We start from the raw sequence: 19519 nt of genomic DNA on the forward strand, positions 1-19519 counted from the left end.
AGCCGTAATATACTGATAACTTTCCAGGCCGGTTTGGCCCGCCAGGAGGGCACCATCTCCAAAACGAGCAGCGCCTGGTGATCAAGGGATTGCACATGCTTTTGCCCGGTGACAGGGTGCCATTGTCTCCGACGCGTGACAGTGGCATGACCATGCAGTGACTGGCTGGAAAGCGACGTATTGAACCATTTCGATCCACTCATTGATTCCTGGGAAGCTGCCATGAGACTGAAATTAGTCGCCACAGCGTTATTGTCGGGCTGGCTGTGTGTGAATACGGGTTTTGCTCAAACGTGGGGTACCGAAATCGATCTCGGCACCGGCTCGACACCCGATATGGACGTCGATCCGGTCACTGGCAAGATTTACGTCGTTTATCATGACAACGGCGTGGTGCTGGTGGAACTCAATGCCAGCGGTGCCATCATCAAGAAGGAAAACGTGAGCGTGGCGGCGGCGGACAAGGAGGGCGGTTTTCGCTTCGGTGCCACCGTCGCCATCGACCCCACCACCGGTCTGCCGCATCTTTGTTATCGGGAGCCGCTGGGCAGCGACATGTACAGTATTCACTACACGCGCAAGCGCAGCGAGGGAAGCTGGACCAGCCCGCTGGAAATTGCCTCCAATCTGCGGCGCGCCTACAGTGTGCGCATGGAAGTGGACAGCAAAGGGGTGGTGCACGTGGTGCACGGCTATGCCACCCAGGATGTTTTCGGCGAGGCCAACTATCTTCGCATCGTGAACGGCGCGGAGGACAAATTCATCCCGGCATTGAACCCCTACCGTGTCGACGATCGCGTGGAAATCGCGGTGGGTGGTGATGATGTCGTGAATATCGTGCTCAACCGGCCGGATGATCTCGACAGCGGCGGGCCGGTAACCTACTACCGCTCCACCGACGGCGGCAACAGCCTGGTCAAAATCGGTGACATTCACCATGCCGGCGCCCAGGGCCGCAATGGCAACGCCGATGTCTATGCCGATCAGGCCGGCAATGTTCACTTTGTCTATGGCTCGGCGCGTGATCAGGCGCACGCCGGCACCCAGTCGGTGCGCTATGCCCGCTTTCGCAATGGCAGCAAAGTGCGCGACGTGGTGGTGACGAAGCAGGGCGAATTGCATGACTGGCATCAAAATCTTGGCGTCGGTTCGGTTGCCGCCAGCAATGACGGCAAAAACGTGGTGGTGGTGTACAACCTCGGTGACGGCGATGCACTGTTCGCGCGGCTTTCCCAGAATGAAGGGCAAACCTGGGGTGCGCCGGTGCAACTGGCCAGCCAGTCCGGTGGTTCGGAATCCCGCGACAAACACGTCGTGCGCGCCGCCGGCAAGACGTTCTATCTTGCCTATCCCTCCTTCGGCAAGGTCTATCTGCGGCTGTTGAAGACCGGCGGTAATCCCCCGGTCGCCAATGCCGGCGGCCCCTACAACGGCAGCGAGGGTTCGCCCATCAGCTTCAACGCCTCCGCTTCCACTGATGACGGCCAAATCGTGCGTTATCGCTGGGATTGGACCAGTGACGGCGTGTTCGATGACAGCACCAACACCCCGCAAATCCAGCACACCTATCCCGACGATTTCAATGGCAAGGCCACGCTCGAAGTCGTGGATAATGAGAATGATCGCAGCCGCGTGCAGGTGCAGGTGACGGTTGCCAACGTGGCGCCGGTGGCGGATGCCGGCGGCCCCTACTCCGGTGTGCTCAATCAGCCGGTGACCCTGACCGCGAGCGTGACCGACCCCGGCACCAAAGATACGCACACCTTCAAATGGGACTTGAACAACGACGGCACCTTTGAAGCCGACGGCAAAACCGTCACCGCCACCTACAATTCGCCCGGCAAAAAGCGCGTGCGCGTGCGCGTCACCGACAACAACGGCGCCAGCGGCAGCGACACCGCCTCGGTGACCATTGGCAGCGGTGCGCCGGTCGCGAGCAAGATTCCCAACCAGACCGTGGCCGAAGGCACACCCTTTGCCCCCATCACGCTGGACAATTATGTCAGCGATTCCGACAACACCCCCGATCAAATGGTGTGGAGCACGTTTGGCCAGGTTCATCTCATCGTCACCATTGTCAATCGCATTGCCACGGTGGCGCCCGCGGACAGTGAGTGGGCGGGCAGCGAGACCATTTCGTTCGTGGTGCGCGATCCCTCCAACAAACGCGACACCACCACCGCCAAGTTCACCATCACCGCGGTGAATGACAACCCGCGCGTCAGCACCATTCCCTCCCAGCGGGTGAAGGAGGGCCGGCCGTTTGCCAGCATCACACTGGATGATTATGTGTTCGATCCCGATCACCGCGACAACCAAATCACCTGGAGCACCAGCCCGAATGCCCTCTTCAAGGTGACCATCGCCAACCGTGTCGCCACCGTGGCGCCGGCCGACTCGGAATGGACGGGGAACAGCCAGATCACGTTCATCGCCAGAGATCCGGCAAACGGCAGCGACAGCACGCGTGTCCGGTTCACCATCGATCCGGTCAATGATCCGCCGCGCCTCTCCACCATCCCGGATCAGGTCATCAAACGCGGCGAAACCTTCACCCCCATCAATTTTGCCGACTACGTCCGCGATCCCGATGATCCCAGCGACAAGCTCAAGCTCAGCGGCACCGGCAACCGCGAGCTGGCGTTGTTCATCTCGGGTTTGATCGCCACCGTGCTGCCGCCCAACGCCAGTTGGATCGGCAGTGAGACCATCACCTTCACCGTGAAGGACACTTCCAACGCCACCGCGACCACCAGGGTGACCTTCACCGTGCGTGATTCCAACACGCCGCCGCGCTGGCTCAACACGGTCAATTACAGTTTCAACGAAGATGACACGCTGCGCATTCCATATGCGGATTTGCGTGCGCGGGTGAAGGACGACGAGGATCCCCCCGAGCAGTGGAAGTTCTCGCTGGTGGGCAACGACAAAATCAAGTTCCGCAACACCGCCACCACTTTCAATCTCTTTGCCGAGCGCGACTGGCACGGGGTCGAGACCGTGCAGATGGTGGTCAATGACGGCAAAGGCGCCAGGGATTCGGTGACCACGCAGATCACGGTGGTGTCGGTGCCCGACCCGTTGCGCAGCTTCCGCGTGCTCTCGCCCATCGGCGAATTCTATTCCGCGCGGCCCGCCAGCATCACCTTCGACTGGGAGGATACATTCGATCCCGAAAACCCGGGCAGTCCCATCAATTATCTCTGGCTGCTCAGCAAGAACGTCGACTTCAGCAACATCATCAAGCAGGTGCAGGTGGTCAACAAAAGCGAGTATGTGCTGACAATCGACGCCAGCATGCCAGGCGGATTTTATTACTGGAAGGTGATTGCCTCCGGCAGCAGCGGCACATTCGTGGAATCGTCCAACATCGGCTCCTTCACCATCCCGGCCCTCAGCGTGACAGAGGCCGGCGGCAAGGTGCCGGAATCGTTCGCGCTGCATCCGAACTATCCCAACCCGTTCAACCCGCAAACCAACCTGGTGTTTGACCTGGCAAAACCCGGGCATGTCGTGCTGACGATTTATGGCATCGACGGCAAGAAGGTCGCCACTCTCACTGATCGCGAGTATCAGGCGGGGCAGTACACGCTCACGTGGGATGCCCACGGCCTGGCGAGTGGCACCTACCTCGTCGAGTTGCGGGTGACCAATGCGGGCGGGCTGCTGTTTGAGGCCAGGCAGAAAATGTCGCTGTTACGCTAGCCCGGCCGGTGCCGCTCTGCCTGGCCGCTGCGCGGCAAGAAGCGTGAAAACAAAAAGCCAACCCCGTGATCACGGGGTTGGCTTTTTGTTTTGGTGCCGGTTTTAAATTGCTGGCGGTTGCAAAAAAGCGCCTGCATGGCTTGGCCATTGCAGAGGAGTTCGCGGGAGCGCTCCAACCCCGGCGTTTTGGAGATCCCGGCTCAGTCGGGATTCAAAAACAACGGGTCGTGAAAAATCCGGGGAAGGGCGTCGTGGCGGTTACCGTTTCAGCTCCCGGCTCAGCGCAGTGGCCAGTTCGTCCACACACTGCTGCAGGCTGGTGCTGATGGCCTGCACCACCGCGGCCGGCCGGCGCTTTTCGGCGGGCATTTCACGGCTGAGGGTGCCGTTCCAGACCAACTGTTGTGAGGGTGCACGATAGAGCTGCACTTCAAAGGCCACTCGGCCAAACCATTGCTCGCCGCGATCCCACTCTTCGAAAGCCAGAATCCTGCCGCGTAAAATGTAATCCACCGGTGTGGCCGCAGGATATGCGATGACGTTGCGAAATAACCGGCGGGCGGCGAGTTGTCTGATGATTTCATCGGTGACCAACTGAGCCGGCCGCGCGGCCCAGCGGCGATAGTGATCATATTTCACTTCAAAGGGCGAATCCCGATAGATGAAGCGGTCCTCCTCATAAACCGCCGCCGCGGCAAATCGCTCCACGCCCAACACCACCGCGAGTTGATCATGATGATTGTCGCTGGATTCACGGACCGCCGCCGGCGATTCCTCCAGGGTGTAATAAAAGGTCTGGGGGACGCCGCCGCAGGCGGAGAGCAAAAAGCAGATGGCAAGCGGCAACATGCCGGGCAACCGCCGGTTGACATGAAGTCGGGGCGGTCGGGTTTTGCAAGCAGGAGCGGTGACAAGCATCGCAGTTTGGATCCTTTGCTGGGGCAAAGACGCCTTGGGTTCTTGCGCGGACAACAGCGCCGGCCAATTCGTGCCGCGGTCAATCCGGCAGTTTGCGCTCGGGCGGCGCGGCTTTGCGGATCAGATTCCAGGGCCGTTCTTTAAGCGTACGGCTGAATTGGGCGAAATCATGGGAGGCGCGCTCGAAATTCGCCATGGTCTCGTGCAGGTTGTGCTGGTTGGCGACCGCGACGTCATTGAGCACACGCAGGGTTTGCTCCAGGGATTGCAGCAGGGTGTCGGCGCGGGTGAGCGTGGTATTGAGATGGCCGACGGTGGCATCCACCGTCCGGGCATTCTCGCCCATGAGTTGATCGAGTTTGCTGCTGATGCGCTGCATCTGAAAGGTGAGCGTGTTCAAATTGTTGACGATGCCGGAAATCTCCTTGGCATTGCTGCCCAGCAGCGAATCGGCGTTGGCCAGCATGTTGGCAAACCGCCGGCGGTTGCTCTCGTTAAGCAAATCATTGGCCTGCACCAGCAGCAGGCCGAGCTGCTTGCTGACGTCCATGAACGGCTCGCTGAGCTGGCTGAGTGCCGGCACCTCGCGCGTGCGCAGCCGGCTGCCGGAGGGCAACAGTTCCTCCTTGCTCGAGCCGGTGGTGATTTCGATGTAGGATTCGCCCATCAGACCGATGGTGGTGATGAAACTTTCCGAATCCCGGCGCACCGGCGCGCGCGCATCAACGGTGAGCACGACTTCGATTTTGGTGTTGTCGTCCGGTGCGATGTACAAATCGGTCACCGTGCCGATGAGAAATCCGCCGAAGCGCACCATCGCACCGCGATCGATCCCGCCGATGTAGCCGAAACGGGCGGTGAAGGTTTTCTCCTTGCGCTCCCAGTCGATTTTGGTGATGGTGAACAGGAATGCCAGGAAGGCAAACAGGCTCAAGATCACCAGCAGACCGGCTTTGACTTCACGGGGATGATATTCCATATGCGATCTTCTTGCCAGAATGGCGGCCCACCAGCGGCCGGCGTGCCGTTGTGAAGGCCGCCTGTTGTTGTTGCGGCCGTGCCCTACCCGCCCACCAGGGTGTTGAAGTATTCCGGGCGGACGGCTTCTTCATCCGGCAACCGGTTGAAAAACTGATACACCACCGGATGGCTGCTGGCCCGCAACTCCTCCGGCGTGCCCAGCGCAATCACACGGCCGTCATGCAGCATCGCGATGCGATCGGCGATTTTGAAGACGGAGGCCAGCTCATGTGTCACCACCACGGCGGTCATGTTGAAGGCGCGCTTGAGCTTGAGAATCAATTCGTCGATGCCGACTGCCACCACCGGGTCCAGACCGGCGGAAGGTTCGTCACAGAACAGGATGTCGGGATCCATGGCGATGGCGCGTGCCAGGCCGGCACGTTTCTTCATGCCGCCACTCAGTTGCGCCGGCATGAGATCCTCGCAGCCGGCCAGGCCCACCAGCTCGAGCTTGATGCGCGTCATGATGCGGATGGTGGAATCCTCCAGGGGCGTGTGTTCGCGCAAGGGCAGCGCCACGTTTTCACCCACCGTCATCGAATTGAACAGTGCCGCGCCTTGAAACAGCATGCCGATCTTGCGCAGCACCGCCACCCTTTCCTCCTCGCGCAAGCGGGTGATGTCCCGGCCCTTGATGAAAATCTGGCCGGTGGTCGGCGGCGCCAGACCCACGAGATGGCGCAGCAGCGTGCTCTTGCCGCAGCCCGAGCGGCCCAGAATCACCATGGTCTCGCCGCGGTAAATGTCGAGATTGATGCCCTTCAAAATCGGGCGCCGGCCGTAATGCGTGGTGATGTCACGGATCGAAATGATCGGTTCCTCCGGCAGCCGCGCCGGGCCAGCCGGGGTGACAGGCGTGGATGGCATGGGTCACGCGAGCAAGGCTTGGATTTGCTTCAGTTCCTGATCCGGCGCATCGTTCACGTGTTGCATCCTGCCGGCGCGCCGATACCAATAGCGGCTGTTGCCGGAATCGCCTTCGATCTTGTGCAACACCGCATGAATCCAGCAGGCCAAATCATCGTCTTCGTGCGGTTGCACCAGACGATGGGCTTCGTCCCACTGTCCCGCGAGGGCGAGCGCGATGGCTCGCGCGCAATCATCTTTTGGCATGGGGACGTTCTCTCTTTGCAAGGTCCATCTGAAAAATAGTATACCGCGAAGCCGCCGCCGCGCGGGCTTCCCGCCTGCCTGCAGACAAGATGTCTGCGCTGCTTCATCATGATGGGTGTGTCAGCGCACATGGCAACTGCCACCGCAGGAATGATCATACCCGCGAAGGTTTCGCAGTGCCGGCATCCTGACTGCATTGCTTTGCCGACAGGCGGCGTTGCGAACTGCCTGGCGCAAGCTCCTGCCACAGCCCGGCGGTTGTGTTACCAGCCATGGCATTCCGACATTGGGATGTCGCGGCCCGATCGGGAATGTTTCTGAAAGGATACTTTCCGGTTTTCTGAAAACTGGTGTTCTGTTTTTGGGCAGGCAAAGTATGCCCTCGATCACTTTGTGCGGGAGGGAAGGCCCGCGTAGCAACCTTTGCGCGCGTCCCACCACACCCGCACGTGCAGCCGGTCGCTGAGCACGCGCGGCAAAATTGCCAGGGCCAACTGCATGTCGGCCAGGGTCTCGAAGTGCAAAGTGAGCGTTTTCCCGCCGGTCATCACCAGGCGCCAGCATCCCACATGCATTCCGTGCAGCGGCAGGCGCGCCGGCGGATCGATACTCGCGCTGGCAACTTCACCGGCCGGCAGCCGGAAATTGTGCTTGTGCTCCGGTACTTGAATCTGGGGCGGGCGGGCATCACTGCGCGCCATCCTGTCCCTTTGTTTTTTTGTGCCCGGCGCTCCAGCAACCACACCAACGGCAGCAGCAGGAGGCCCAGCGGGCTGCCGTGCATGCCGCCCAGCGCGCCTTCGCGCCAGCCGCCTCGGCCGCCAATGCGAATAAAAAAATCATTGCCCGACAGATGAACGCGGTAAAGCCGGTCGGGTTTCCAGGTGAAAAAGGCGCGGGCGTTGAAGGTAGCCGGATGCTCCATGAGCCACCTCCATGCATGGGTTTTTCCCGCGGGCGGCAGCGGCACGCACTGATGCGGCCTCAAAAGCTGGAATAGAACAGGGCGGTGAAAAAGACGTCCGCCGCAATAATCAGGAAGATCGATGCGACCACGGTGGTCGTGGTGGCTTTGCCCACGCCCACCGCCCCGCCTTCGCTGCGAAAGCCCTCATAGCAGGCCACCATCACGATGATCAGCGCGAAGCATTCACTCTTCACCAGACCGGTGATCAAATCCTTCATCGTCAGGGCGGCGGCCGTCTGGTTGAAGTAGCGCAGGGCGGAAAATTCCATGGTGGTGACCGCGAGCAGAAAACCGCCGAGAATGCCGATGAGATCGGCGAGCACGGTGAGGCAGGGCAGCGCAAGCAGCATCGCGACGGTGCGCGGCACCACCAGAAAGCCGGTGGGGTTGAGGCCCAGGGTGCGCAAGGCATCGATTTCCTCGGCGACTTTCATGGAGCTGATTTCCGCGGCGATGGCCGAGCCGTTGCGGCCGGCAAAGATGATGGCGGTCAGCAGCGGCCCCAGCTCGCGAATCACCGAGACGCCGACCAGATCGGCGACAAAGATGGTGGCGCCGAAACGTTCGAGCTGATAAGCCGCCTGCATTGCCAGAATGATGCCCACGAAAAAGGCAATCGCGCCCACAATCGGCAACGAATCATAGCCGATGCGCACCACCTGCTCCACGATGCTGCGCACGCGGAACTTTTCGCCTTTCCAGGGTGCCACCACCGCCCACCAGGCGGTCTCCACCAGCAGACGCGCGAAGCGGTCGACGTGGACGAGCAACTGCAGCGTGTGATGTCCGAGAAATCCCAGCAGAAAGCGCATAAGCACGAAGCCGGCCTCCCGGCGCCGCAGCACGTATGCCGCCACGCGCGGGTTTCAGCCGGTGTTGATTGGGAGTATGCGGGGCAAACCCGGCCGGCGCCGGCAGGTTCATGGCGATTCTGCCGCGGCCTGGCTGCCCTGCAGTGCCGCCGCTTCGCTGTCATAGATTTGAAAGACTTTGTCGAGCCGGCTCAATTCGAAAACTTCCCGTACCGCGGCGCCCAGACCAAACAGCCGCAGCTCGCCGCCGTATTTGCTCATCTGCTGCAAGCCCTCCACCAGTGTCGCGATGCCGGAGCTGTCCATGTAACTGACGCCGCGCAAGTCCACGATGATCAGCGGCGTCTTGTTGCCGGTGAGACCGATGATGACTTTGCGCACCTCGGGGGAGGAGTAGAGATCGACGTCTCCCGAGATGGCGACGATGGCCGCCTGGTCCTTGTGGCGAGTAATGATGTCGAGCATGTCGGTTCCTCTTCTAATGGCAAAATGCTGGCGCCGGGCTGCCGGCGCTCCCGCCTTTTCTCACGGGCGTGCCGGCATGAGCGGCGTCTGATCGGTGCTGGCGGCGGACGAGGGGCTGGTGAAAAACTTGGCCAGCCGCAGGATGTTGCCGCGTTTGCGGCTGGTGTCATACGCGACCACGTCCATCGTGCTGCGGATGAGATGAACCCCCAGGCCGCCCGGCCGCAGGTCATTGAGGTCGCGCGATTTGATCTCGGCCGGCACCACCTTCTTGCCGAAATCGCGCAGGATGATTTCGATGCCATTTTGCATCACGCGCGCGGTCACAATGATGGGTTTGTCGGTCGCGCCGCCATAGGCATACTTGATGATATTCGAACAGGCTTCATCCACCGCCAGCGTGGTTTGCTGGCTTTGCTGCGGCGTGAAGCCGATCAACTCGCAGAGGTGGGCAATCCCGGCGCGGATGATCTTCAACAGTTTGGGGTCGCTGGCCACGCGGAATTCGACCGTATCGACCGTCTTCCCGGGCAGGTGTGCGCGTTTTCGTTTCGATGTTTTCATAGCGCAGCCTGTAGCCGCAACCAATTCATTCAACGCGAAGAGGCAAGGATGCGAAGCTTCAGATTTATGCCGGCGCCATGCCGCCCGCGGCGGGTAAAGCGCAATGCGTCATGCCGCCACCACCCAATTCCCCGGACGCCGGGCGGTGGAGAGCGGCACTGATTTTTGCAGGCGGCAACCTGCACCGGCTGGTGTCCTGAAAATTTTCGCAATCAGGATGGTATTGCCGGGTGCCGGTCATCCAGGTTGCAAACCCGGTGCGACGAAAATGCAGCGCACAGCTCTTGTCTGCAAACGAGGCAGGGTGGCAGCCTGCGTTACCGCAATTTCGTCGCGAAAGCAGAGATCTCCCGCCGGCCGGCCGGCAGCCTGGGCGGCGGCATTTTCTGAGAAAAAAAGCAGAAATTTTTCGCCCAGCCCAGCCGCCTGAGATGCCGCTACCACCTCCCGGAAGCGCCGCCACCGGAGAAACTGCCGCCGCCCCCGGAGAAACCACCTCGGCCCCCGGAGAAACCACCGCCGGAAGATCTGCCGCCGCTGCCGGAAAAACGCCAGCCGCTGCTGCCGCCCCCGGCAACCACCCATTTTTGAGACCATTTCTTGAAAATCTTTTTCCCGGCCTGGCTGTGAGCCAGCCACAACTTCAAGCCGCCGATGCCGACCAAATAGGCGAACAACAACACCAAACCACCCGGGCTGCCGAAAATGGCCAGCGGGAAGGCGAGCCAAAAGGGAATGAGAAAAAAATAAAGAAACCAGCCGGAAAACCCCTCCGCCACCACACTGAGGACCGTGAACGTGCCGATGACCAGGGTGAACACCAACAGCATGATCACCCCCGCCTGCCAGTCAACCTTGGGGTTTGCCGCCGTGTCGTCCGCAACATACGCCCCCTGAATGGCCGCGAGAATCGCGTTGACGCCCGCGGTCACGCCGCCGTCAAAATCACCATCGCGGAAGCGCGGCACGATTTCATTGCGAATGATGCGGCCGCAGGTGATGTCCGGCAGGTTGCCCTCCAGGCCGCTGCCCACTTCGATGCGAATGGCGCGGTCGTCGCGGGCAATGAGCAGCAGCACGCCGTTATCCTTCTCCGCCCGGCCAATCTTCCAGGTTTCGGCCACGCGCATCGCGTATTCCTCCAAAACTTCGCCCTGCAAACCGGGCACGGTGAGCACCACCACTTGATTGGAGGTGGAATCCTCATGCGCCTGCAACACGGCCTCCAGCGCCTCGATGGCCTGCGGCGAGAGCAGGTGTGCAGTGTCGTTGACATGGCCGGCCAGAAACGGCACTTCCAGCGCCTGGGCGTGCAGGCCGGACGCCTCTGTCAACCACGCACACAACAGGAAAAAGAATAGCAGCCTGAGACTGTGTTTGCGTCCGGGGCGCCGGTTCACGGCCGGGAATGTTGTCGAATTTGACACTGACGAGCTCTTCAATGAAAAAGTGTTCCGGCATTGGCTTGGTTGCTGCCCTCCAGGCTTGCAGATTTTGAAAGCCATGCGCCGTGTTGGAAATCGCGACTTGGCGGTGCCTGCCTCATTTCCGAGGTCACCACAACAGGCCGGGCGGTTTCCGGAGGCGAGCCTTAGCGATCAGTGAAACGCAGCTTGTCGCTCAGCTCGCTGGTGTCATCGGGGCGCGGGCTGACCCCTTGGCGTTCCAGCAGTTCGCCGCATTTTTTGATGGCACGGATCAGGGCCTGCGCCGGCGCACCGGCACGCATGCCCTCGGTGAGCAGCCGCACCACTTCGTCCCACTCCGCTTGCTGGACTTTCGCATTGATGCCGGCATCACCCAGGACGATGACCTTGTGCTCCAGCAGGCTGAGAAAGATCAGAATGCCGGTGCGCTCCCGGGTGCGAAAAATCTCTTCATCGAGAAAGGCCACGGCGGCACGCTGGCCGACGCGCTGCTCGATCAGCCGGGCGCCGGCAAAGAAGCGTTTCAGTGGCGGCAGGAAATGTACCGCCAGCATGCCCGTGCCCTGCGCGGCCAGCACCAACATGGCAGTGGCGAGAAAACCCAGCTCCAGCCAGTGGGAAGAATACCAACGCACCAGCAGCAACGCGGTCAGCAGCACCAGCAGGGCAAACATGCCGCCGCGCCATGTCGCGATCTCATAATCGTCACTCTGGGTCACGACATAAGGAACGATTTCACCGGCGGTGCGGCCTTCGGCCTGGGTTATGGCGGCGGCGATGGCCGTGCGATCCTGCTCGGAAAACAGGCGTGCGAATCTTTTCGACATCATGCGGTTCCTGTGGGGTTGCTTTCGACAGCAGGATATCTTCAATGCCTCTGTTGCGTATGGCAACGCCGCGCAGACCTCGTGTTTGCAGGCAGGGATGCCCGCGCCACTCCACACGTTACCGAGGGATTACCACGAAAAGGTCGTAGCGCAGGATTCCCGCCTGCCTGTAGACAAGATGTCTGCGTTACATTTTTGTCGTGATGGGTGGCAAATGCACATGGCAAATTACCATATTTTTGCCCGTGTGACGCACCGCCCGCGGGTGCCCGCACACGTTTCGATCGTGGCTGCGCCGGGATTGCAAAACGCCGGGAACTTTGCTGCTACAGCCCGACTGTTTTCGGAGCGTTCGGGAAATGTTCCCAATTGATGCCCCTCCGGAGTCGCTGCCTGTTCAATGGCGGTTCCCGTGGTGGTTTGGCCGCCGCCTCAAAATCCCCGGTGTTTGCACGATATCCGGCTTCGAAAAACCCCCGGCTCAGCCGGGACAGTAAAGTTTCGGGGCAGAACCCAAGCGGAGGCCAACACCAGTCTGGTGAGGGCTTGTGCCGCGTGCCGCGGGTGGCCGCCACAGGCAGCCGGTCTCATCCCCAGCGCAGGGCCACTACGGTTTGATCGTCGTGCTGCGCGGTGCCCTCCGTGAAGCGTTGCACATCCTGCAGCAAATGATCCACCAGCGCCTGCGGCGAGGGCCACGACCGTTTCAAGGTGGCGTGCAGACGCTCCATGGAATACTGCCTGGCTTCGCGGTTTTTGGCTTCCACGACACCGTCGGTGAAGATGACGAGATAGTCGCCGGGGGCGAGTTGCAGGGATTTTTGCACAAAGCGCGATTCCGCCAGAATGCCGAGCGGTGCGCCGCCGCCCTTGCCGACGAATTCACATTTGCGGCCGCGCTGCCGCAACCACAGGAACGGCAGGTGCCCGCCGGTGGCGTACTCCACCCGGCCGCTGGTGAGATCGAGCAGCAGGTATTGCAGCGTCACGAACATGCCGCGCCGGCCGCGTTCCACCAGAATGCGATTGATGGTTTCCAGCACGGCTGCCGGGTGTGCCGCGGTTTGCGAGTAAATGCGAAAGTCGCTCATCAGATGCGCCATGTAAAGCGCCGCCGGCATGCCCTTGCCCGAGACGTCGCCCATCACCACGCCCAGCGCGTCAGCGCTGCAGTTGACGAAATCGTAGAAGTCGCCGCCGATTTGAATGGCGGGCACCGACCGGGCCGCGACGCTGAAGCGGTTGTGCGGGTCGGTGGGAAAAGTCTGCGGCAAAAAGCTCTCTTGAATGGTGCGCGCCGCTTCGAGTTGTTGATCGAGCTTCTGCTTTTCGAGCATGGCGCGGTGGTTGCGCGCGTTTTCGATGGCGAGCGCGACCTGCCGGCAAAAGGTCGAGAACAGCTCCAGGTCATCGTTGGTAAAATTCCGGCCGCCGACCGGGTTGATCACCTCCGCCACGCCGATGATGCGGTTGCGCACCTTCAGCGGCGCCGCCAATATCGAACGCGTTTTGAAGCCGGTGACTTCGTCGCTCTTGCGCGAGAAGCGCGCGTCGCAGCTGACGTCCGGCACGATCAGCGGCTCGCCGGTTTGCGCCACCCAGCCGGCAATGCCCTCGCCCACGCGCAGATGGATCTTGTCCTTCACCTGGTCGCCGACCTCGCCCAGCGCCACCTCCCACTCCAGCATGTTGGTGGCCTCGTTGATCAACATCACCGAGCTGGCCTCCGCCTGCATCACCGTCTGCGCCTTTTCCATCACCAGGCTCAACACACTGTCGAGATCGAGCGTGCTGTTGACGATGATGCTCACCTCGATCAGGCTGGAGAGGTTGGCCACTTTGGCCTGCAACTGCTCCAGCTCGCTGCCCGGTGCCGTGCCGGGCGCGGAGGCAACTTGTGCGAGTGCTGTGGACATGATTGCAGAGATCCCGGGATTTTTTTTTTCAACTGCCGACGGCGGGCCGCCAATCAGTGCGCCTCCAGCCAGTTTCTGCCGACGCCGACTTCGATCTTGACCGGCACGTCAAGCTGCACCGCGCCGCTCATTTCCTCGATCACGATCTGCCGGAGCGGCGTGATCTCAGCCTCGGGTGCTTCGAACACCAGCTCGTCGTGCACCTGCAGGATCATGCGGGCCTGCAGCCCCTCGCGCGCGAGCCGGCGATGAAGATTGATCATCGCAATCTTGATGAGATCCGCGGCCGTGCCCTGGATCGGCGTGTTGATCGCCATGCGTTCGGCGGTTTCCGCCACGCGCGGATTGTCGCTGTTGAGGTCGGGCAAATCGCGCCGGCGGTTGAGCAGGGTGGTGACATAGCCTTTGCGGCGGGCCTCGGCGATGGTGCCCATGATGAACTCATTGACGCCGGGGTATTGCACGAAGTAGCTGGTGATGAAATGCTGCGCCTCCTCCACCGAAATGCCCAGGCGGCGGCTCAAGCCGTAGGCGCCCATGCCGTAGAGTATGCCGAAATTGATCTCCTTGGCGCGCCGGCGAAGCTCCGGCGTCATCGCCGCGGGCGGAACGTTGAACACGCGGCTGGCAGTGGCGGCGTGAATGTCCTCCTCCCGGCGGAAGGCCGCGATCATCGCCTGGTCTTTGGAAAGATGCGCCATGATGCGCAGCTCGATTTGGGAATAGTCGGCATCGAGCAGCAGCCAGCCGGGCTCCGGTGCGATGAAGGCGCGGCGGATGCGCCGGCCGATCTCCGTGCGGATCGGGATGTTTTGCAAATTGGGATCGCTGGAGGACAGCCGGCCGGTGGCCGCCACGGTTTGATTGAAACTGGTGTGCAGCCGGCCGGTGGCGGGATTCACGAGTTGCGGCAGGCTGTCGACATAGGTGGATTTGAGCTTGGCCAGCTCGCGATACTCGATGATCTTGCGCGGCAGCTCATGATATTGGGAGAGTTCCTCCAGCACCTCGGCATCGGTGGAGTAGCCGGTTTTGGTGCGGCGTTTGCGCGGCAGCTTCAAGCGCTCAAACAGAATCCGGCCGAGTTGCTGCGGCGAGTTGAGGTTGAATGGCTCGCCGGCGGCCGCATAGATCTCCGCCATCAAGGCGGCCAGCATGCCTTCCAGCTCGCGTGACATGCCGGCGAGATACTCGACATCCAGCCCGACGCCGTGCCATTCCATGGTCAGCAGGACTTCGACCAGCGGCATCTCGATCCGGTCGAACAGATCATGCAGACCCGCGGCGCGCAGCTTCTTCTCAAAAAGATGGTACAAGCGCAGGGTGAAGTCCGCATCCTCCCCGGCATATTTCGCCACCTCCGCCACCGGCACTGCGCGCATGCTCTTCTGCTTTTTGCCGGAGCCGATCAGCGCCTGGGTCGGAATCTTGCGGTAGTTGAAATGCTCCAGGCACAGGGCATCGAGGTTGTGCTGGCGCTGCGCCGGATTGAGCACGTAACTCGCCACCATGGTGTCGTGCACCACGCCCCGCACCGTGACCCCGTAGCGCTTCATCACGAGCAGATCATATTTGGTATTTTGCCCGCATTTGGGGTGGCGGGCGTCCTCCAGCAGCGGCCCGAGCACACGTTTCAGCGAAAACTGGCAGCGGCCATCCGGCTCCTGCAGGAAAAAATCATCCAAACGGCCTGTGGGGGAGGGCGCCACCGGCACGTACCAGCCTTCGCCCTCCCGCCAGGAGAAACTGAGACCGACCAGCTCGGCGCGCAGCGGATCGGCGGCCGTGGTTTCGGTGTCGAAGGCAAAAATCGCCGCCTGCTCGAGTTGCCCGACCAGGCGCTGCACTGCGGCAGGTGTATCGACGAGGTGATAGGTTGTCACCGTGGGCGCGGCGGATTCGACAAAGCGCGGGATCAGACTGTGGAATTCCAGCGCACGGCACAACGCCGCCGCCCGTGCGGCATCCACGCCGCGGTAACGGAGATCCTCCAGGGTCAACGACAACGGCACCTGCGTCTCGATGGTCACCAGCCGCCGGGAGAGGCGCGCCTGCTCTGCATGCACACGCAGATTTTCGCGAATGTGCGGCCGCTTCACCTGGTCGGTGTGTGCGAGCAGGTTTTCCAGCGTGCCGAACTGATCGAGCAATTCCAGCGCCGTCTTCTCACCGACTTTCGGCACACCCGGCACATTGTCGGAATTGTCCCCCACCAGCGCGAGATAGTCGATCATTTGTTCGGGCGCCACACCGAATTTTTCCCGCACGCCTGCGCGGTCGAGAATATGCGCTTCGTTGTTGCGGCCGGTATAGTAGATGAAGATGTGATCATCGACAAGCTGCATGAGATCCTTGTCGCCGGTGCACAAAAACACCTGCACGCCGGCCTGCGCCATCTGGCGGGCAAGGGTGCCCATGACATCATCGGCTTCGAAACCCGGCAGCTCGACCAAATTTGCCCCCAGCGCCTCGCTGAACGCGCGAATGTGGGGAATCTGGCCGGACAATTCCGCCGGCATGCGCTGGCGCGTGGCTTTGTATGCGGGAAAGGCCTGGTGACGAAAGGTCGGTTCGGGTGTGTCAAACACCACCGCCAGATACTCCGGCTTCTGCTCGTCCAGCAGTTGCAGCAGGGTGCGCACGAAACCGAAGACTGCACTGGTGGGCTCGCCGCGGGAATTGGTGAGCGGATTCTTGATGAAGGCAAAATGCGAGCGGTAGGCCAGGGCGTGGCCGTCGATCAAAAAGAGCCGGCCAGAGCCTGGCGGTTTGGAGGAGCTGGTCATAACGGCGAATGTAGAGCAAAATCCCTGAAAAGTCAACCTGCAATCCCCGTCGGGCGGTAATGCCTTCGTGAAATTCCGGAGCGTAGCGCCGGCCCCTTGTCTGCAGGCAGGGCAGCCCACTGGCACTCACTTTTTCACCTGAATGATTCCTGAAGTGCGAAGCCGCGCGGCACACGAAGTTCAAAAGAATCCGGTTTTGTTTGGTCGGGACAGCGACCGGCCGGCAAATCGAGTTGGATAATCGCTTCTATTGCACCTGAATTTTGCATGCGGGGTTGCGGTTGCATGGGGGAAATGACGTGTTCACAAAACGCCGCCAGTTATTCCGTTCGAAGTCAGGCAAAACCTTTTTCGGATGTGCAGCAGCACTGAGTGCGAAATTCACCCGTTTGCCGAAGGCGTCAGGGCTTCTCTCCCACGAAAATGGCCTGCCACGAAATGGCTTTTTCCGTGGGATTTCTGTTTTCGTGGGCGGATGGTTTGTGTTTGATTCTGATACCGAGGGTTGCATCGCGGTTGTGCTGCCGGAATTTTGCATGCGGGCTTGCTCTTGTCCGGAGGAAGTGGCGCGTGTGAAGTGCACCCCTGCCGGAGTGGACCGCACGTTTGCCGGCAAAATTTTTTATGCCCCACCGCTTGGGTGGTTGGGCGTCGCGATCAAATCGGCGTTTCGCGCGGAGGGAGCAATCCGGGTGCAAGATTCCGGTTGCAGGAGACTGTTCTTCGCAGACTCGGCGCCTCGCGGTGAAAACAGGTGTTTTGCCTCTCCATAAATCGGCCGCATGAAGCGGGGGAGACCTGCGCTGCTTTATCAACAACCGGGGCGTTACCAACGACCGGACATTTCGTTTGACTCTCAAGTGTGAAAGCTGTATCGTTCCCCCGACCTCAAATCGGAGATTGACCCATGAGCAACGGCATGCCACAGCAAATCAACATCGAGCTCGGTGAAAAGGAAGCCGAAGGCATTTATTCGAATCTTGCGATTATCAATCACACCGCAGCAGAGTTCGTGATCGATTTTGTGCGTTACTTTCCGGGCACGCCCAAGGCGCGGGTGCAGACGCGCATCATTATGACCCCGCAGCACGCCAAATCTTTCGTGCGCGCGCTGCAGGAGAACCTCGAGAAATATGAGAGCGCCTTTGGTGAAATCAAATTGTTCGGCGATCAGAAATCCAGGGATTTCGGCTTCAAACCGCCGGTGGAAGCCGGCGAAGCCGCCGGATGAACCGGCTGTCAATCAACTGATATTTGTCCCACCCTTCTTCAATCCGAGGAGAGCAGTCCATGAAGCCATCCCTCAAACTGGCACGCGCCGGCCTGGTGTTCGCGCTGGCACTGGCGCTTGCCATGTGCAGCAAAAAGGAAGAACCCCAAAGCGAAGCCGGCATGAGTGCCGGCCAGCCGGCCGCCGAAACCATGGCGGAGGGCGACCGCGGCACGGCCAGCGCCCGTTTCGGCGCGCTGCAGGTCAGCATCGACTACGGCCGGCCGCAATTGAAAGGCCGCGACATGCTGGCGCAGGCCACCGACGGCATGGTTTGGCGCATGGGCATGAACGAGGCCACGGAAATCACCACCGACGCCGACCTGCATTTTGGCGAAACTGTGGTGCCGCGCGGCCGCTATTCTCTGTGGATGAAAAAGGTGAGGGACGGGCAATGGGAGTTGATTTTCAACAAGAAAACCGGCATCTGGGGGCATGAGTATCCGGCTGGCGAAGAACTGGCCATGATTCCCATGACCATGTCGACCAATCCCGATTCGGTGGAGCGCTTCACCATCGCCGTGCTCGCCCACAATGACACCGACGGCACCCTCAAGGCCATGTGGGGCCCGAGCGTCCTGTCGGTGGATTTCACCGCGAGCGTGCCCGCCGCGCCATAAAGCCGTCGCCCGTCTGCCGGCGGGCGGAGGAGGAATTTCGTTTCTCCCGAAATGCCAATCCCACAGAAGAAGCGGTGGCGCTTCCCTGTGGGATTTTTGTTTGCGGCGGGGGTTACTCCCACGGCGTGGTGAAGCGCGTCATGGTGTGAAACTCGTTGAAGCGCCGGATGATTTCCTCCTGGCTGAGGTTGCGGATGCGCCGCAGGCTGAAATCCTCGACCACGAAGCTGGCGAAGGTGCTGCCGTAGATCACCGCCTGGCGCAGCGTGGGTTCCTCGATGGTGCCCGCCTGCGCCAGATAGCCCATGAAACCACCGGCAAAGGTGTCGCCCGCACCGGTGGGGTCGAAGACATTCTCCAACGGATAGGCCGGCGCCCAGAAGTATTGGCCGCGCGAAATCATGAGCGCGCCGTGTTCGCCCTTTTTGATGATGATGGTTTTGGGGCCGAGGTCGTGAATGTAGCGCGCGGCTTTGACGAGATTGGCTTCGCGCGCGAGCTGCCGTGCCTCCGAGTCATTGACCAGCAGGACATCGACGTGGCGCAGGACTTTGCAAAGCTCCTCCGGGGTGCGCTCGATCCAGTAGTTCATGGTGTCGAGCGACACCAGCCGCGGCGGCGTGGTCAACTGGTGCAACACCTCGAGCTGCAACGACGGGCCGATGTTGCCGAGAAACACAAAGGGGGTGTCGCGATATTGCGGCGGCAGGGTGGGGCGAAACGATTCGAACACATTCAAATGTGTGAACAGCGTGTCGCGCATGTTCAAATCGTGATGATACCGGCCGCCCCAGCTAAAACTCCTGCCGGGTTTGATCTCCAGGCCGCTGAGATCGATGCCGCGCTGCCGGAAATAATCGATCTCTGCCTGGGGAAAGTCCTCCCCCACCACGCCCACCAGCCGCACCGTGGTGAAATAGCTCGCCGCCACCCCGCAATAAATTGCCGTCCCCCCGATGACGTTGTCGGCCTTGCCAAACGGGGTCTCCACCGTATCCAGCCCAAGGGAACCCACGACCAGGAGACTCATGCGCAATACCCTTTCTGCGAGTAACGAAAACAGCCCTGCCGCCCGCAAGCCGTCACAGCACCCGGCTCGCGCATCG

The 19519-nt window shown here is 61.0% G+C and carries 17 protein-coding genes; 4 read left to right on the forward strand and 13 right to left on the reverse strand.

The window, feature by feature from the left end; genetic code table 11:
• The first annotated feature begins 222 nt into the window (after nt 1–222).
• Entirely contained in the window at nt 223–3705 is a 3483-nt protein-coding gene (locus ONB52_10460) for a PKD domain-containing protein (GenBank protein ID MDZ7416558.1), read from the forward strand.
• Between the two features lie 258 nt (nt 3706–3963).
• On the opposite strand, the gene ONB52_10465 is transcribed toward ONB52_10460, so the two are convergent.
• From ONB52_10465 to polA, 12 genes are all read right to left on the reverse strand, one after another.
• Nucleotides 3964–4554, reverse strand: a complete 591-nt coding sequence (locus ONB52_10465; GenBank protein ID MDZ7416559.1) for a PqiC family protein — start codon at nt 4552–4554, stop codon at nt 3964–3966.
• A gap of 148 nt (nt 4555–4702) precedes the next feature.
• Nucleotides 4703–5602 (reverse strand): MlaD family protein, encoded by a 900-nt coding sequence (locus ONB52_10470; protein MDZ7416560.1) that lies wholly within the window; start codon nt 5600–5602, stop codon nt 4703–4705.
• Nucleotides 5603–5685: 83 nt separating this feature from the next.
• The gene (locus ONB52_10475; protein ID MDZ7416561.1) at nt 5686–6513 is read right to left on the reverse strand and encodes an ABC transporter ATP-binding protein; all 828 of its coding nucleotides are present in this window, start codon (nt 6511–6513) and stop codon (nt 5686–5688) included.
• Between the two features lie 3 nt (nt 6514–6516).
• Nucleotides 6517–6759, reverse strand: a complete 243-nt coding sequence (locus tag ONB52_10480) for a hypothetical protein (protein MDZ7416562.1) — start codon at nt 6757–6759, stop codon at nt 6517–6519.
• Nucleotides 6760–7145: 386 nt separating this feature from the next.
• Nucleotides 7146–7460, reverse strand: coding sequence for a hypothetical protein (locus ONB52_10485; protein ID MDZ7416563.1), 315 nt, complete (start codon nt 7458–7460; stop codon nt 7146–7148).
• Nucleotides 7461–7743: 283 nt separating this feature from the next.
• Nucleotides 7744–8583 (reverse strand): ABC transporter permease, encoded by an 840-nt coding sequence (locus ONB52_10490; protein ID MDZ7416564.1) that lies wholly within the window; start codon nt 8581–8583, stop codon nt 7744–7746.
• 63 nt (nt 8584–8646) lie between these two features.
• Entirely contained in the window at nt 8647–9003 is a 357-nt protein-coding gene (locus tag ONB52_10495; protein ID MDZ7416565.1) for an STAS domain-containing protein, read from the reverse strand.
• 60 nt (nt 9004–9063) lie between these two features.
• Nucleotides 9064–9567, reverse strand: coding sequence for an ATP-binding protein (locus tag ONB52_10500; GenBank protein ID MDZ7416566.1), 504 nt, complete (start codon nt 9565–9567; stop codon nt 9064–9066).
• Nucleotides 9568–10004: 437 nt separating this feature from the next.
• A complete protein-coding gene (locus ONB52_10505) occupies nt 10005–10901 on the reverse strand; it encodes a TPM domain-containing protein (GenBank protein MDZ7416567.1) in 897 nt (298 codons plus the stop codon).
• A 257-nt stretch (nt 10902–11158) separates the two neighbouring features.
• Nucleotides 11159–11824 carry a hypothetical protein gene (locus ONB52_10510; GenBank protein MDZ7416568.1) on the reverse strand — a complete coding sequence of 222 codons (666 nt, stop codon included), beginning with the start codon at nt 11822–11824 and terminating at the stop codon, nt 11159–11161.
• A gap of 584 nt (nt 11825–12408) precedes the next feature.
• On the reverse strand, nt 12409–13737 hold the full coding sequence (locus ONB52_10515; GenBank protein MDZ7416569.1) for a SpoIIE family protein phosphatase: 1329 nt from the start codon (nt 13735–13737) through the stop codon (nt 12409–12411).
• A 53-nt stretch (nt 13738–13790) separates the two neighbouring features.
• Nucleotides 13791–16523, reverse strand: a complete 2733-nt coding sequence (polA, locus tag ONB52_10520; protein MDZ7416570.1) for a DNA polymerase I — start codon at nt 16521–16523, stop codon at nt 13791–13793.
• Nucleotides 16524–16822: 299 nt separating this feature from the next.
• On the opposite strand from polA, the gene ONB52_10525 reads away from it, so the two are divergent.
• From ONB52_10525 to ONB52_10535, 3 genes are all read left to right on the forward strand, one after another.
• Entirely contained in the window at nt 16823–17296 is a 474-nt protein-coding gene (locus ONB52_10525; GenBank protein ID MDZ7416571.1) for a hypothetical protein, read from the forward strand.
• Nucleotides 17297–17430: 134 nt separating this feature from the next.
• Nucleotides 17431–17754, forward strand: coding sequence for a DUF3467 domain-containing protein (locus ONB52_10530; protein ID MDZ7416572.1), 324 nt, complete (start codon nt 17431–17433; stop codon nt 17752–17754).
• A 59-nt stretch (nt 17755–17813) separates the two neighbouring features.
• Nucleotides 17814–18413, forward strand: a complete 600-nt coding sequence (locus ONB52_10535; GenBank protein ID MDZ7416573.1) for a DUF2911 domain-containing protein — start codon at nt 17814–17816, stop codon at nt 18411–18413.
• A 112-nt stretch (nt 18414–18525) separates the two neighbouring features.
• On the opposite strand, the gene ONB52_10540 is transcribed toward ONB52_10535, so the two are convergent.
• Nucleotides 18526–19443, reverse strand: coding sequence for a PfkB family carbohydrate kinase (locus ONB52_10540; protein MDZ7416574.1), 918 nt, complete (start codon nt 19441–19443; stop codon nt 18526–18528).
• Nucleotides 19444–19519 lie beyond the last annotated feature (76 nt).

It is taken from the genome of candidate division KSB1 bacterium, from assembly GCA_034506255.1.
Lineage (GTDB): Bacteria > Zhuqueibacterota > Zhuqueibacteria > Zhuqueibacterales > Zhuqueibacteraceae > Coneutiohabitans > Coneutiohabitans thermophilus.